At 66.4% G+C, this 14,074-nt stretch carries 13 protein-coding genes; 10 read left to right on the forward strand and 3 right to left on the reverse strand.

All coding sequences use genetic code 11. The features are described 5' to 3' along the window. The first annotated feature begins 1 nt into the window (after position 1). From mrdA to B5X78_RS11010, 7 genes are all read left to right on the forward strand, one after another. Entirely contained in the window at positions 2-2,020 is a 2,019-nt protein-coding gene (gene mrdA, locus B5X78_RS10980) for a penicillin-binding protein 2 (protein ID WP_079724586.1), read from the forward strand. Then, positions 2,017-3,135, forward strand: coding sequence for a rod shape-determining protein RodA (rodA, locus tag B5X78_RS10985; protein WP_079724587.1), 1,119 nt, complete (start codon positions 2,017-2,019; stop codon positions 3,133-3,135). Before mrdA ends, rodA begins: the two co-directional genes overlap by 4 nt. A gap of 53 nt (positions 3,136-3,188) precedes the next feature. Further along, on the forward strand, positions 3,189-4,340 hold the full coding sequence (gene mltB / locus B5X78_RS10990) for a lytic murein transglycosylase B (protein WP_079724588.1): 1,152 nt from the start codon (positions 3,189-3,191) through the stop codon (positions 4,338-4,340). Beyond that, on the forward strand, positions 4,337-5,665 hold the full coding sequence (locus tag B5X78_RS10995; protein WP_079724589.1) for a septal ring lytic transglycosylase RlpA family protein: 1,329 nt from the start codon (positions 4,337-4,339) through the stop codon (positions 5,663-5,665). Before mltB ends, B5X78_RS10995 begins: the two co-directional genes overlap by 4 nt. A 122-nt stretch (positions 5,666-5,787) precedes the next feature. Continuing rightward, a complete protein-coding gene (locus B5X78_RS11000; protein ID WP_079724590.1) occupies positions 5,788-6,990 on the forward strand; it encodes a D-alanyl-D-alanine carboxypeptidase family protein in 1,203 nt (400 codons plus the stop codon). 254 nt (positions 6,991-7,244) lie between these two features. Further along, a complete protein-coding gene (locus B5X78_RS11005; RefSeq protein WP_079724591.1) occupies positions 7,245-7,514 on the forward strand; it encodes a hypothetical protein in 270 nt (89 codons plus the stop codon). 157 nt (positions 7,515-7,671) lie between these two features. Beyond that, a complete protein-coding gene (locus B5X78_RS11010; RefSeq protein WP_079724592.1) occupies positions 7,672-8,352 on the forward strand; it encodes a L,D-transpeptidase in 681 nt (226 codons plus the stop codon). A 9-nt stretch (positions 8,353-8,361) separates the two neighbouring features. On the opposite strand, the gene B5X78_RS11015 is transcribed toward B5X78_RS11010, so the two are convergent. Then, the gene (locus tag B5X78_RS11015; protein ID WP_079724593.1) at positions 8,362-10,002 is read right to left on the reverse strand and encodes an ATP-binding protein; all 1,641 of its coding nucleotides are present in this window, start codon (positions 10,000-10,002) and stop codon (positions 8,362-8,364) included. Positions 10,003-10,191: 189 nt separating this feature from the next. On the opposite strand from B5X78_RS11015, the gene B5X78_RS11020 reads away from it, so the two are divergent. Beyond that, the gene (locus tag B5X78_RS11020; protein ID WP_079724594.1) at positions 10,192-10,638 is read left to right on the forward strand and encodes a response regulator; all 447 of its coding nucleotides are present in this window, start codon (positions 10,192-10,194) and stop codon (positions 10,636-10,638) included. A gap of 1 nt (position 10,639) precedes the next feature. Here B5X78_RS11020 and B5X78_RS11025 read toward each other — a convergent pair whose 3' ends face one another. After that, positions 10,640-11,011 (reverse strand): hypothetical protein, encoded by a 372-nt coding sequence (locus tag B5X78_RS11025; protein WP_139381533.1) that lies wholly within the window; start codon positions 11,009-11,011, stop codon positions 10,640-10,642. A 197-nt stretch (positions 11,012-11,208) separates the two neighbouring features. Between B5X78_RS11025 and B5X78_RS11030 the strand changes: the two genes are divergently transcribed. Both B5X78_RS11030 and B5X78_RS11035 read left to right on the forward strand, forming a co-directional pair. Beyond that, positions 11,209-12,345 carry a sensor histidine kinase gene (locus B5X78_RS11030; RefSeq protein ID WP_079724596.1) on the forward strand — a complete coding sequence of 379 codons (1,137 nt, stop codon included), beginning with the start codon at positions 11,209-11,211 and terminating at the stop codon, positions 12,343-12,345. Next, the gene (locus tag B5X78_RS11035; protein WP_079724597.1) at positions 12,342-13,121 is read left to right on the forward strand and encodes a LytR/AlgR family response regulator transcription factor; all 780 of its coding nucleotides are present in this window, start codon (positions 12,342-12,344) and stop codon (positions 13,119-13,121) included. Before B5X78_RS11030 ends, B5X78_RS11035 begins: the two co-directional genes overlap by 4 nt. On the opposite strand, the gene B5X78_RS11040 is transcribed toward B5X78_RS11035, so the two are convergent. Further along, positions 13,118-13,993 carry an EamA family transporter gene (locus B5X78_RS11040; RefSeq protein WP_229730707.1) on the reverse strand — a complete coding sequence of 292 codons (876 nt, stop codon included), beginning with the start codon at positions 13,991-13,993 and terminating at the stop codon, positions 13,118-13,120. The genes B5X78_RS11035 and B5X78_RS11040 overlap by 4 nt on opposite strands. Positions 13,994-14,074: the final 81 nt, after the last annotated feature.

Below are 14,074 nucleotides of genomic sequence, written 5' to 3' on the forward strand. Positions count from 1 at the left end.
CATGATCCAGCGCCGCGCCAGCAAGAATCCGCACGCCGAGGCCGAGCAGTTCCGACGCCGCGCCCTGCTGGGGTTTGTGGTGGTGGCGCTGTGCCTGATCGGATTGGGCGGCTGGTACTTCAAGCTGCAGGTGATCGATCACGCCGAGTACGCCACGCGTTCGGAAGCCAACCGCATCAAGCCGCGCCCGGTGGTGCCGGGTCGCGGCGCCATCTATGACCGAAAGGGCCGGCTGCTGGCCGAGAACGTGCCGGCCTTCCGCCTGGACGTGACGCCCGACAAGGCCGGTGAACCGCAGCAGTTGCTGGCGCAGCTGGGCCAGGTGATCGCGCTGGACCCGGAAGACGTGGAGCGCTTCGAGGCCACCCGCAAGGCCACCCGTGGTTTTCGTCCGATCACGCTCAAGCTGCGGGTGAGCGAAGAGGAGATGGCGCGCTTTGCCGTGGATCGCTGGCGCTTTCCCGGCGTGGAGCTGGTGCCATACCTGACCCGTCGTTACCCGTACGGCGATCTGTTCGCGCACACCATCGGCTACGTCGGCCGCATCGACGAGAAGGATCTGGAAACCCTGGGCGAGGGCAACGCCGCGCTCACCCATATCGGCAAGACCGGCCTGGAGCGCTATTACGACGAAGCGCTGCGCGGCAAGGTCGGCTACGAGAAAGTGGAGACGAATGTCGAAGGCCGCGCGCTGCGCGTGGTCGGTCGCGTGCCCGCGCAGGCCGGTACCGATCTGCAGTTGAGCATCGACCTGGATCTGCAGAAAGCCATGGTGGCGGCGTTCGGCGAGAACGAAGGCTCGGCGATCGCGGTGGATCCGCGCACCGGCGAAATCCTGGCCATGGTCAGCCTGCCCAGCTATGACCCCAATCTGTTCGTCAACGGCATCTCCAGCAAGGACTTCAAGGCGCTCAACGAAAATCCGTCGCGGCCGCAGTTCAACCGGCTGGTGCTGGGCGGCGTGGCGCCGGGCTCGACGCTCAAGCCGCTGATTGCCCTGGCGGGGCTGGACAGTGGCCTGCGCCGGCCGGAAGACAAGGTGCTGTCCACCGGCATGTTCTACCTGCCCGGCACGCGGCGCGGCTGGGGCGATTCGCATCGCGGCGGCCATGGCTGGACGGACCTGCGCAAGTCGATCGCGCAGTCGGTCAACACCTACTACTACCGGCTGGCGCTGGACATGGGCATCGAACGCTTCGATGACTACATGACCCGCTACGGCTACGGCCAGCCGACCGGCATCGATCTGACCGGCGAGATCGTCGGCATCCTGCCGTCGCCTGCGTTCAAGATGAAGCAGCGCAAGGAGCGCTGGTATCCGGGCGACACGGTCAACATCAGCATCGGCCAGGGCGACTGGAAGGTCACCCCGCTGCAGCTGGTGCGCGGCATCGCCGGCATCGCCGATGGCCAGCTGCGCCAGCCGCACCTGGTGCGGCAGACCCGCGTGGGTTTCCAGGATGCATGGGCGCCGGTGGTGCCCAAGCCGGCCACGCCGATCAGCCCCAACCCGGCCCATGTGCAAGTGGTCCGCGAAGGCATGATGGGCACCATGCAACCAGGCGGCACCGGCTTTGCGATGGCCCGCGGCGCGCCCTATCTGATGGCCGGCAAGACCGGCACCGCACAGGTGGCCAGTCGCCGCGGCACCGCGGCGGTCAATCCCAAGAGCCTGCCCATGCACTTGCGCCACCGCGCGCTGTTCGTCGGCTTTGCGCCGGCGGAGGCGCCGACGATTGCGGTGGCGGTGGCGGTGGAAGGTGGCGGTTACGGCGGCAGCACGGCCGCGCCGATCGCACGCAAGATCCTGGATGCCTACCTGCTCGGCACCATGCCCGAGGCCGAACCGCTGGAAGGCGCGGGCGGGGTGATCGAGGACGTCGATGGCGGTGGCGCCGTGGCGCCGACCCCGGGTGCGACGGGCGCGCCGAGTGCGGCGCCGGCGACCATGCCAGCGGCAACGTCGGCCGCGCCTGCCGCGCCGACCGCGACCCCGCCAGCCAGGGAACGCACGCCATGAGCGAAATCCTGCGCTGGCTGTTCGACCTGGTCCGCCATGTGCTGCGCACGCTGGACTGGCCGCTGCTGGGTGCCTTGTCGGCGCTGATGGCGATCGGCCTGGCGGTGTTGTACAGCGCCGGCGGCGAAGCCCAGGGCACGCGCCTGGTACTGGCCCAAGGCGCGCGCTTCGCGGTGGGCCTGGCCGCCATGTGGGGACTGTCGCGGATGTCGCCGGTGCGCCTGCGCGGCTGGACGCCCGGCGTGTTCGTGCTCTCGCTGCTGCCCTTGTTGCTGGTGTTGTTCATCGGCACGGGCAAGCACGGCCGGCACTGGATTGATCTGAAGCTGTTCTACCTGCAGCCCTCGGAGCTGCTCAAGATCACCCTGCCGATGATGATGGCCTGGTACCTGCATCGCGAGCCGTTGCCGCCGCGCATCAAGACCGTGGTGATTTCCTGCGTGCTGATCGCCGTGCCCACCGGCCTGATCCTGCTGCAGCCGGATTTCGGCACCGGCATGCTGGTGGCGGCCAGCGGCGTGTTCGCCCTGTTGCTGGCCGGCCTGCCGTGGTGGTGGGTGGGCGTGGGTGTGGGCAGCGTGGCCGCGGCCGCGCCGGTGGCATGGTTCTGGTTCCTGCGGCCGTACCAGAAGGATCGCATCCTCACCTTCCTCAATCCCGAGAACGATCCGCTGGGCACCGGCTGGAACATCATCCAGTCCAAGATCGCCATTGGCGGCGGCGGCATGGCCGGCAAAGGCTGGGGCCAGGGCTCGCAGTCGCACCTGGATTTCCTGCCCGAGCACACCACCGACTTCATCTTCGCGGTGCTGTCCGAGGAGTTCGGCTGGATCGGCGTGGCGGTGGTGCTGTCGTTGTATCTGTTCGTCATCGCGCGCTGCCTGTGGATCGCCATCGAGGCGCGCGATACCTACTCCCGGCTGTTGGCGGGCTCGTTGGGCCTGGCCTTCTTCGTCTACGTGATCGTCAACGGCGGGATGATCTCCGGCCTGTTGCCGGTGGTGGGCGTGCCGATGCCGCTGCTCAGTTATGGCGGCACCTCGGCGGTGTCGCTGCTCGCCGGCCTGGGACTGGTGATGGCGGTGCGTGCGCATCGACCGGTGCATGGCTACTGACACGCTGAATAGCGTTCACCGTTGACGACATGCCACGTGCTACCCTCGCGCCGATGATTCGACGCGTACTTGTCTGCTTGCTCACCCTCGGGTTGGTCGCCTGCGCGACGCCGCCCCAGCCCTCGACTCCCGCGGCTCCCGCCGCCAGCAGCAAACCGAAATCGCCCGCCGGCCAAACGCCGGCCGAAGGCTCGGTGGAGCGCGTGGCGGATCTGCCCGCAGGCGTGCCGCCGCAGGAGGACTTCGCCACCGCGCGCGCCGCCTTCATCCGCGACACCGCCGCGCGATTTTCCATCGACCCGATGTACATCGATGCGGTGCTGGCGCAGGCGCAATTCCGCGACGACGTGATCGCGCTGATGTCGCGCCCGGCCGAGCGGGTCAAGCCGTGGAGCGAGTACCGCCCCAACTTCATCACCACGACCCGCATCGATGGTGGCCGCGCCTTCCTGGCCAGGCATCGCGAGGCGTTGACCCGCGAAGAACAGACCCAGGGCGTGCCGGCCGAGATCATCGTGGCGATCATCGGCGTGGAAACCAGCTACGGCGGCTACATCGGCAAGCACCGCGTGCTGGACGCGCTGTACACGCTGGCCTTCCGCTATCCGCGCAGCGGCAAGCCCGAGCGCGCCGCCTACGAGTACCGCCGCGAGCAGTTCTTCCGCGACGAACTGGCGCAGCTGTTCGCACTGGGTCGCGAAGAGAAGCTCGACATCACCACGCTGATTGGCAGCTACGCCGGCGCCATGGGCATGGGCCAGTTCATGCCGTCCAGCTATCGCGAGTTCGCGGTGGACGGCGATGGCGATGGTCGTCGCGATCTGTACAACAGCGTCGATGACGTTTTCGCCTCGGTGGCCAACTATTTCCGCAAGAAGGGCGGCGAACGGGGCGGCTGGGTGCCCGGTGCGCCGGTGGTGGCGCGCGCCGAACTGCAGCCGGGTTTCGCCGAGTTCAATCCCGACACCTGGACCCCGGACTACACGCTGGCGCAGCTGGCCGAACGCGGCTATCGCCCGCTGGAACCGGTCGCCGCCGACGCCACTGCCACCCTGGTGTCGCTGGAAGGCAGCGCCGGCAAGCAGTACTGGCTGGGTTTCCAGAACTACTACGCGATCACCCGCTACAACAACTCCAAGATGTATGCGATGGCGGTCTATCAGCTGTCCCAGGCCATTGCCGGCCGCGAGATTCCCCCCGCATGAAGTGGCTGCTGCCCGCGCTGCTCACCCTGGTCCTGGCAGCCTGCGGCACGGCGCCGAAGAAATCCGCTCCTCCCGCTGCCGGCGGCGGCCACCACAAGCCCGCTGCCGGTAGCACGGTGGTGCGCGGCGGCGGCAGCCAAAGTACCCGCGACTGCTCGTTCTACGCGCCCGCGCAGGAAGACCCGGGCAAGCGCGGCAACTACACCGCCGGTGGCCTGTATGCGCCGGGCGTCTCCGACACCACGCCCGATCACGTGCCGGATCTGGACTGCATCGCCGAACCGCTGGTGACCAGCGAAGCGCGCTCGCCCGTCGGCAACCGCTCGCCGTACAAAGTGCTCGGCAAGCAGTACAAGGTGATGGACGACGTGCATGGCTATGTCGAGAAAGGCACGGCGTCGTACTACGGCAACAAGTTCCATGGCCGGCTGACCTCCAACCGCGAGGTCTACGACATGTACGCCTACTCGGCCGCGCACAAGACCCTGCCACTGCCCAGCTTCGCGCTGGTGACCAACCTGGACAACGGCGAGTCGGTGATCGTGCGGGTCAATGACCGCGGGCCGTTCCATGACGGCCGGGTGATCGATCTGAGTTATGCCGCCGCCATCCGCCTGGGCATCACCCAGCGCGGCACCGGCCGGGTGGAGGTGCGCGCGCTGACGCCCGAGGACATGCGCAGCGGCGAGCTGGCCAAGCGCCAGGCAGCGGCGCGTACCGGCACCCCGCGCGTGGCCGCGGCGGTGCCTGCGGCAGCGACCACCGTCGCCGCCGCCAACAGCGCGATGGATCGGATGGTCGAGCAGCTGCCCGCCCGCAGCGCCGCGGTGCCGGCCAGCGTGGCCGCGCGTGCGGCGTCGCCACGCTTCCATGTCGATGCGCAGGCCGGCGACACGCCCAGCGCCGATGACTTCGACGCCTGGCTCAAGGCCAACCACGTCAACGTGGCGACCGGCAAACCCGGCGCACCGGATGCGCGTGTGGCCACGGCCAGCGGAGCGGCGACTGCGGTCGCCGCGCCGGCGGTGGTGGCGTCCACGTCGCCGCCGTCCACCCGCACCGCAGCTGCGCCTGCTCCGAACCGCGCGGCAGTGGGCGCCATGCAGCTGCAGGTCGCCAGCTTCGCCAGCCGCGAGAACGCCGACCGCGCGCTGGCGCGGCTGCTGGCCGCCGGCATCGATGACGCCAGCTTGAGCGATGTGCAGAGCAATGGTCGCGTGCTGTGGCGCCTGCGCGTCGGTGCGGCCGATGCGGCGCGCGCCGATGAACTGGCCGGCCGGATCGCCAGCCTCGGTTTTGCCCGTCCGCAACTGGTGCGCGAGTAAGCGTAGATGCGCGGGATTTTTTCCTGCGGATTGCAGTCAAAGCGCCGCTGTCTCCCTAAAATGTCACCCTTTCAATCACCTTCCAGGAACGGGCCGCGCGCCTCGTCAGGAGTACGCAACAGATGAAGTTCCGCCTTGCCTTGGCCGCCCTGGCCACCACCGCGATTGGTGTGGCCATCGCGCAGACCCCGGCGCCGGTTCCCGCGCCGGCCCCTGCGGCTCCGGCCGAGTCGGTCGCCATCCCGCCCGCGCCCAAGCCGGCAGGCACCGCCTACGTGCTGATCGACTACACCACCGGCCAGGTGCTGGCAGGCGAGAACTACCAGCAGCGCGTGGAGCCGGCCAGCATCACCAAGGTGATGACCTCGTACGTGCTCGCCGCTGAGCAGAAGAACGGCAAGATCCGCCCCACCGACCAGGTGATGATGAGCGAACGCGCCTGGCGCGAAGGCGGCGCCGGCACCGATGGCAGCTACAGCGGCTTTGCAGTCAACCAGACCGCGCCGTTGCTGGACATGGAAAAGGGCATGGCCGTGCAGTCGGGCAACGACGCCGCCATCGCCCTGGCCGAGCACGCCGCCGGCAGCCAGGAGGCCTTCGCCTCGCTGATGAACAACTACGCCGCCAAGATCGGCATGAAGGGCTCGCACTTCGTCAACGCCCACGGCCTGTCGGCGCCGGAACACTACTCCACCGCCTACGATCTGGCCCTGCTGGGTCGCGCGCTGATCCACGACTATCCCGAAACCTACGCCTTCAACAAGATCAAGGAATTCACGGTCGGCACGATCACCCAGCCCAACCGCAACCTGTTGTTGTGGCGCGACGCCAGCGTCGACGGCATCAAGACCGGCCACCACTCCGGCGCCGGCTACTGCCTGATGAGTTCGGCCAAGCGCGGCGATCAGCGCCTGGTGGCGGTGGTGATGGGTTCCACCTCGGAAAAACAGCGCGCCGAAGACAGCCTGGCGCTGCTGAACTGGGGTTTCCGCTTCTACGAAACCCATCGTCTGTATGAGCCGGGCAAGGTCATCGCCAGCCAGAAGGTGTGGAAGGGCAAGGCCGACAAGATCCAGCTCGGCGTCGGCGAGCCGATGCTGGTCAGTGTGCCGCGTGGCCGCTATGCCGATCTCAAGCCGAGCATGAATGTGCCCAAGACGCTGGTGGCGCCGATCACCCAGGGCCAGGCTATTGGCGAGGTCAAGGTGACGCTCGATGGCAAGGTCGTCGCGCAGGCGCCGCTGGTGGCGGTCTCCGCAGTGGAAGAAGCCGGCTTCTTCAAGCGTCTGTGGGACGCGTTCTGGATGTGGTGGGAGTCGGACTGATCGCCACGCGATCCTCCTTCAGGATTCATCGGTCCCCCGCGAAAGCGGGGGATTTTTTTTGCCTGGCCGCCACAAAGTTGATGCGAATTCCGTCGCCAGAACGCCTTGATCGGTATTTTTACGGACGTCGCCAAGCAGGATCGGCAGAATCAAGCGGCCACATCTTCACAATCCATCGACGTATCCCAACGTCATCATGTCTGGGCAAAAAGGGCCGCTTCATTTTCGAAATTGCAGACATAAGGAGGGTTGGAATGTTCCTGACCAAGAACAATCAGGCAATGGCACGCACGCTTTGCGTGGCTATCGTCGCCGCAGTGGGCCTGGGTGGCTGCGCCACCTACAAAGACGAGTTCGCGACGATCAATTCACGCCTGGATTCGCTCGACCAGAAGGTCCAGGGCGCAGCCCAGAGCGCTGAATCCGCCAATCAGTCGGCGCAGCAGGCCAACCAACGGCTGGATGCATTGGAAGGCCGCGTCCAGGCGATCGAAGCAGCACCGGCCCGCAAGCCGCGCGGTTGATCGCTCTGCGTAATGGGTGTCGAATGGCGTGAACCCGAGAACCGGTGACCTTGGTTGGCCACCGGTCTCTTTTCCTCACCCCGTCTCAGTTCCAGGGAATCGTCTCATCAAAACTTGCCTATACCCCGCGATCCGGGCCGCATCCGGCGCACTTGCGTTGGCGCTTGCATTAGCCAGCTTCGACGCTACCAGCGCCGAGAGTGACGTTGCGCCACAGCCTTTCAACGTCGACCAGCTTCCGCCCGGGCAAGGTGTGTCCGATACCGTGATCGAGTTGGCGGGCTGGGTTGTCGCCACCAAGGACAACCAGGGCTATCCGTTCGCGATCATGGACAAGGATGCCGCCCAGATCCTGGTGTTCGGCAGCGATGGCCGCCTGCGCGGCGCAACGCCCGGACTGTTTGGTTCGGCGGTCGGTGATCATTCCGCTCCCGGCGTCGCGGGACTCGCACTGCGCGAGATTCCAGGGCGCGATCGCACCACGCCTGCGGGTCGCTTCGTGGGCGGTTACGGCCCATCGACCGACGCCGGCCGCGTGCTGTGGGTCGACTACGATTCCGCGGTGTCCATGCACCCGACCGCTACCGGCGTCCCTGCCGAGCGGCGCGTCGAACGTCTCGCATCGCCTGAGCCGGACGACAACCGTGTCACCCACGGTTGCATCAATGTCCCGCCCGAATTCTACGAGCAGGTCATCCGGCAGACGTTTGAACGCGGCGGCGTGTTCTACATCCTGCCCGACACGGACTCGCTGGCCGAGACCTTTCCGGAGTTCGCGCAAAGTCGCGCGACGGCGCAACACCACGAGGGCGGAAAAGCAGAACGCTCCCCCAAGTGAGGGCGCTGCTCAACCGCGCCGATTCGCGCCTTGCCCCTGCAACACCGCATGGACCTTGGTCGCCAGCTGTTCGATGGTGAAAGGCTTGGGCAGGAACGCCACGCCCGCATCCAGGATGCCGTTGTGCACCACTGCGTTGCGGGTATAGCCGGTGGTGAACAGCACCTTCAGATCCGGACGCATCGCCAGTGCGCGATCGGCCAGTTCGCGGCCGTTGATGTCGGGCATCACGATGTCGGTGAACAACAGATCCACCCGCGGCTGCACCGTCAGTTGCTCCAACGCCTGGTTGGCGTCGGCGGCCTGGATCACCGTGTAACCCAGTTCGCGCAGCGCATCGACTGACATGTGTCGGACGGCGGCTTCGTCCTCCACCACCAGGATGATCTGCTCCAGGCTGCCGGTTGGCGTCGCCTGGAATACGCGTTGGCTGGCTTCGCTCTGCGACTGGGCGTGATGGCGCGGCAGGTACACCTTGACCGTGGTGCCCTGGCCAATCTCCGAATAAATCTTGACGTGGCCACCGGACTGTTTGACGAAGCCATAGACCTGGCTCAAACCCAGGCCCGTGCCCTTGCCCACGCCCTTGGTGGTGTAGAAGGGATCGAAGGCGCGTTCGATGACATCGGCCGACATCCCGATGCCGGTATCGCTGACGCAGATCAGCACGTACTGGCCTTCTTCCACTTCGTCATGCGACTGCGCGTAGCGATCATCCAGATCCGCGTTGGCGGTTTCGATGGTCAGCTTGCCGCCGCTGGGCATGGCGTCGCGTGCGTTCACCGCCAGATTGACCAGCGCATGCTCCAGCTGCGCGGCATCGGCGAAGGCTTGCCACAAGCCGCCGGCCAGCACGGTTTCCACGCGCACCTGCTCGCCGATGGTCCGGCGCAGCATTTCGGACATGCCGCTGACCAGTTTGTTGGCGTCCACCGCCAACGGCACCAGCGGCTGCTGGCGTGAGAAAGCGAGCAGGCGCGCGGTCAGCACCGAGGCGCGCTGCGCACCTTGCACGGCGTTCTCCAGATTGCTGGCCAGCTTGGGATGCTCGTTGCCGGTCAGGCGCCGCTTGGCCATGTCGAGCGAGCCGATGATGATCGCCAGCATGTTGTTGAAGTCGTGGGCGATGCCGCCGGTCAGCTGGCCCAGTGATTCCATCTTCTGCAACTGGCGCACTTGCCCCTGCGCTTCACTGCGTCGCCGTCCTTCGCTCTCCAGCGCCAGCGTGCGTTCGGCGACGCGCTGTTCCAGCGCCTCGTTGAGTTCGCGCAACTTGGCATCGCTGTGCAGCTGGCCTTCGTAGGCGGTGAACATGCCATGCACCAGCGCGATGATCAGCGCCGCCGTGGACCAGTAGAATGCCATTGCGATCCAACCGTCCGGCCAGTTCAGGCGCAAGGCATCCGACGGCGGTATGAAGAAGTACTGGCACAGCAGACCCGACAGCAGCGCGGCCAGCAAACCCGGCCCCAGACCACCCAGAAACACGGTGATCAGTACGGCTGCCAGCGAGACCAGGAAAGGCGAACCTTCCAGCGCGTCGCCGACGTGGAAACGCGCCCATACCGCCAGCACCGTCAGACTCAGCGCAAGCAGATAGCCACGCCAACGCTTGGAGCGGAACGCCATTGCCGCATTCAGTATGCGCATCCTGTTCCCCTGGCCGACGCTCGTCGCGCCGCCTTTGTAATGCGGATTCCAACCTTGATCGCGCCCTGCGTCAAACCCTGCATGAAAGGGCGACTGGCTTCACATCCTGCAAACATCCGCCGCGCTTACTGTAGCGGGCAGGGGTAACGCTAACGTACGCCGGCGCCCACATCCACATTGGAGGGGGACATGGAAACGCTGCTCGCTGGAAAACGCGTCCTGGTGGTCGAGGATGAAAGCCTGGTGGCCGAGTTGGTGGCGGATATCGCCGATGACATGTCGGCCGAACGCGTCGGCATCGTCGCCACGGTCGGCCAGGCGCTGAAGAGCATCGCGACCGAGCCCTGGGATCTGGCGATACTGGATTTCAACCTGCAAGGCACGCCTTCATGGCCGGTGGCCGAAGCGCTGCGCGATCGCGGCATTCCCTATTTGATGGTCAGCGGCTACGGCCAGGATCTGATTGTCGATCCCGGCACGCCCCTGCTGGCCAAGCCGTACAGCGTGGCGGACTTCGTGGCGGCGATCCGTCTGGTCTGCCACGCCACCCCGTCCAGCCACAACGTGGCGGGCGCCACGGGTAGTGGCACCCTTGCCGGCTCGGGCGCCCCACCCGTTACGCCACGGCTGCGCTGAACTAGTCGGCGGCCAGCCGTGTGCCGCGCTCGCCGCGTTGCAGCGGGTCGATGCGCAGACTCTGCAAGCGACACACGTCGACATCCTTGTAGACGACGGCGCGGCCATTGCGGAATTGCATCTGGAGATCGAACCGGCAACCGGGCTCGCGCACGGCCAGGGTGAAGCTGTCGCCGCCGCCCTGCACGGGCGAGGCCAATGGCCAATCGCGGAAATCCTGATCGACCTGAGTGGGCTTGACCGCAATGGCGGTCAGGCTGTCATGGGCGCGGTTGACGACTTGCAGGTAGCGGGTCTTGTCGGCTTCGCCGGCCGAGGTGGTCGCCGTCACAGCGAGCAGGGTGCAGGTCAGCAGCACAGGGGAAAGGCGCATGGTCTTGCTCCAGGAGTGAGGTGGGTGACGGCGGAAAGCACACCGTCGGCCCGCATCTCGCGCCCCTGGCCCAGGGCCGGCAACGCATTCGGGACGAATCGTCGCCATGGCGGGGTGAATCGTAATAGCCGCACGCGGCGCTTTGCCCGGGCCCGGCCGACGCATACGATGCCTGCGACTCCCACCGGCAGGACCCCATGAAGATTCGCTTGGGCCAACATCAGATCGGGCTGTGGCCGTACCTGGGCTTGTGGTCCATCGTGGTGATCGTCTTCGCCATCCAGAGTCTGATGGACGACGCCGTCAGTGATCGCACGGTCTGGCGGGTCACCGATTACCTGCGCTGGTCGATGATCCAGTGGTACACCTGGGCCGCGCTGGCGCCGCTGGTGTTCCGCCTGGCCGAACGTGATCCGCTGCAGGCACCGTTCCGCTGGTCCGCGCTGTTGCGGCAGGCGCGCAACAGCCTGGGCGTGACCTTGTTGGCGGTGATGATTGGCGCGTTCGTTTCCACCTTCCTGCAGAGTGACTCCTTCTTCAACCAACTGGGCCAGTTCATCGGCAAGCACTTTGCCATTGGCCTGCTGACGTACTGGGCGCTGCTGGCCATCCACCACTTCCTGCACCATCAGGCCGAGAGAACCCGCCGCGAACTGGAGGCCAGCCGGCTGGCCAGCGAACTGGCGCAATCCCGGCTGCAGGTGTTGAAGACCCAGCTGCAACCGCACTTCCTGTTCAACACGCTGCATGCGGTCATCACCCTGCTCGATGAGGACACGCTGTCGGCCGAAGACATGCTGCTGCGCCTGAGCGAGTTGCTGCGTGCGTTCCTGGAAGACTACGACGGCCAGGAGATCAGCCTGCGTCGCGAGCTGGAACTGCTCGATCTGTACCTCGGCATCCAGCGCAGGCGCTTCACCGATCGGCTGAGCACGCACATCTACGTGGCGCCCGACACGCTGGAGTGCGCCGTGCCCAGCCTGTTGCTGCAACCGCTGGTGGAGAACGCGATCCGCCATGGCATCGGCGCGCATGCCGGCAGTGATCGGGTGGAGGTTGAAAGTCGCCGCGATGGCGATCACCTGTTGCTGGAAGTGCGCAACTACAACAGCACGCTGGCGTCCTCCGGCAATGGCGGCCATGGCATCGGCCTGTCCAACAGCCGCCTGCGCCTGCGTGAGCTGTATGGCGAACAGGCCGAGTTGCGGTTGGACCTGATCTATCCGCAGGGCGTGGCCTGCCGGGTGCGCCTGCCGCTGCGCATCGTGGAAGCCACGCACGCGGACGCCGACAGCGGCGACATCGGCGATGCACCGGAGCATGTGCCCGCATGAGCCTGTCGGTGCTGGTGGTCGACGACGAACCGATTGCGCGCCGCGCGGTGGTGCGGCTGCTGCGCGACGATGTCGACATCGGCGACATCGAGGAGCGGGGCGATGGCGCCGCTGCGGTGATGGCGATTCGCGAGCAATCCCCGGATCTGGTGTTCCTGGATATCCAGATGCCGGTGATGACCGGCCTGGACGTATTGGCCAGCATCGGCGCCAGGCAGATGCCGGCGACCATCTTCGTCACCGCCTACGAGCAGTACGCCGTGCGCGCGTTCGAGGCCAATGCGGTCGACTACCTGGTCAAGCCTTTCAGTCGTGAACGCTTCGCCGACACGCTGGATCGGGCCAAGGCGCGTCTACGCCTGGCGCGCGGCGGCGGCAGCGTCTCCGCCGAACAGCTGCTGCAGACCCTGGAAAGCCTGCGCCAGCGCGACAACTGGCTCGAACGCATCCCGGTGCGCAGTGATGAAGCCGTGCTGCTGATCGATGTCGACGACATCGTCTGGATTCGCGCCAATGGCAACACGGTGCAGATCCACCTCAACGGCGCCACCCACGAATTGCGCGAGACCCTGGCCAGCCTGGCCGTACGTTTGAACCCGCGCCACTTCGTGCGCATCCATCGTTCGGCGGTGATTAACCTGCGCCGGGTCAAGACCATCCATCCCTGGTTCAACGGCCACCACGTGGTCACCCTCGATACCGGCCAGCAGCTGCGCATGAGCCGCTATCAGCACGAAGCCTTCCTGAAGCTGGTCGGCAACCGCAAGGAAGATTAGCCCAGGCTGGCGGCGATGGTGGCCACCGCCACGATGGCGAGCACGAGGCCCACGATGTTGATCCGCGCCAGCTTTTCGCGGAAGGCGACTACGCCCACCAGCGTTCCCAACACCACCACGCCAAGATTCATCGTCGCGAAGACCACGGCGGGATTGTCCGGCAAGGCGCGATGGGCCTTGATGTAGAACAGGATGTTGGCGAAGTTGCTGGCGCCCACCAGCAAGCCAAACAGTAGTGCGCCGCGATCCAGCCGCAACGTGCCGCGCACGCGCGTGACGATCAGCACGCCCAGCATGATCACCAGCGCACCGCTGAAGGCCACGAACAACGACGCCGCGAACGGCGTGCCAGCGGCCGCGATGTGCTTGAGCAGGATGTCCACGCCCGCATAGCCGAACAGCACGGCCAGCGGCAAGCCCCAGGCGCGGCGTTGCTCGCCTGCGGATTCGCCGCGCGAACGACTGACGATCGCCGGAATCGCCAGCACGCCCAGTCCCAGTCCGAACAGTTTCATCGCGTCGGCGGATTCGCCGAACCAGGCGAACGCAGCCAGCAGTGACACCACCAGCGACAAGCGCTGCGCGACATCGGTGCGGACGATGCCCGCGGCTTTCACCGACGCCGCCATCGCCAGGAAGATGGTGGGCAGCAGCACCGCCAGCAGCAGCAGCGCGGGCCACGGCGTGCCGGCTTCATGCAGTCGCTGCAGCGGTGGATCCAGCCACCACGCGCACAGCAGCACCGCGATCACATAGTTCCAGAACAGGATCGCCGGCATCGCCAGCCCGCGCCGTTGGGCGAGTTTGAGCAGCACCGACACCAGCACGCTGCACAGCACACTCAGGATCAGGAAGGGCATGTCGAAAGTCATGGAAAGGCCACGCCATTATCGCCGCATGCCTGTCATCTGGCGGGGTGATCCTCGCAGCCGACGCGGATTCTGGCCGGATCC

It is taken from the genome of Pseudoxanthomonas indica, assembly GCF_900167565.1.
In the GTDB taxonomy this organism is placed as follows: Bacteria; Pseudomonadota; Gammaproteobacteria; order Xanthomonadales; family Xanthomonadaceae; genus Pseudoxanthomonas_A; species Pseudoxanthomonas_A indica.

Bases quoted from the DNA above. Each gene is read 5' to 3' on its own strand.
- mrdA (WP_079724586.1), top strand. From the start codon at position 2: ATGATCCAGCGCCGCGCCAGCAAGAATCCGCACGCCGAGGCCGAGCAG.
- rodA (WP_079724587.1), top strand. From the start codon at position 2,017: ATGAGCGAAATCCTGCGCTGGCTGTTCGACCTGGTCCGCCATGTGCTG.
- mltB (WP_079724588.1), top strand. From the start codon at position 3,189: ATGATTCGACGCGTACTTGTCTGCTTGCTCACCCTCGGGTTGGTCGCC.
- B5X78_RS10995 (WP_079724589.1), top strand. From the start codon at position 4,337: ATGAAGTGGCTGCTGCCCGCGCTGCTCACCCTGGTCCTGGCAGCCTGC.
- B5X78_RS11000 (WP_079724590.1), top strand. From the start codon at position 5,788: ATGAAGTTCCGCCTTGCCTTGGCCGCCCTGGCCACCACCGCGATTGGT.
- B5X78_RS11005 (WP_079724591.1), top strand. From the start codon at position 7,245: ATGTTCCTGACCAAGAACAATCAGGCAATGGCACGCACGCTTTGCGTG.
- B5X78_RS11015 (WP_079724593.1), bottom strand. From the start codon at position 10,002: ATGCGCATACTGAATGCGGCAATGGCGTTCCGCTCCAAGCGTTGGCGT.
- B5X78_RS11020 (WP_079724594.1), top strand. From the start codon at position 10,192: ATGGAAACGCTGCTCGCTGGAAAACGCGTCCTGGTGGTCGAGGATGAA.
- B5X78_RS11025 (WP_139381533.1), bottom strand. From the start codon at position 11,011: ATGCGCCTTTCCCCTGTGCTGCTGACCTGCACCCTGCTCGCTGTGACG.
- B5X78_RS11030 (WP_079724596.1), top strand. From the start codon at position 11,209: ATGAAGATTCGCTTGGGCCAACATCAGATCGGGCTGTGGCCGTACCTG.
- B5X78_RS11035 (WP_079724597.1), top strand. From the start codon at position 12,342: ATGAGCCTGTCGGTGCTGGTGGTCGACGACGAACCGATTGCGCGCCGC.
- B5X78_RS11040 (WP_229730707.1), bottom strand. From the start codon at position 13,993: ATGACTTTCGACATGCCCTTCCTGATCCTGAGTGTGCTGTGCAGCGTG.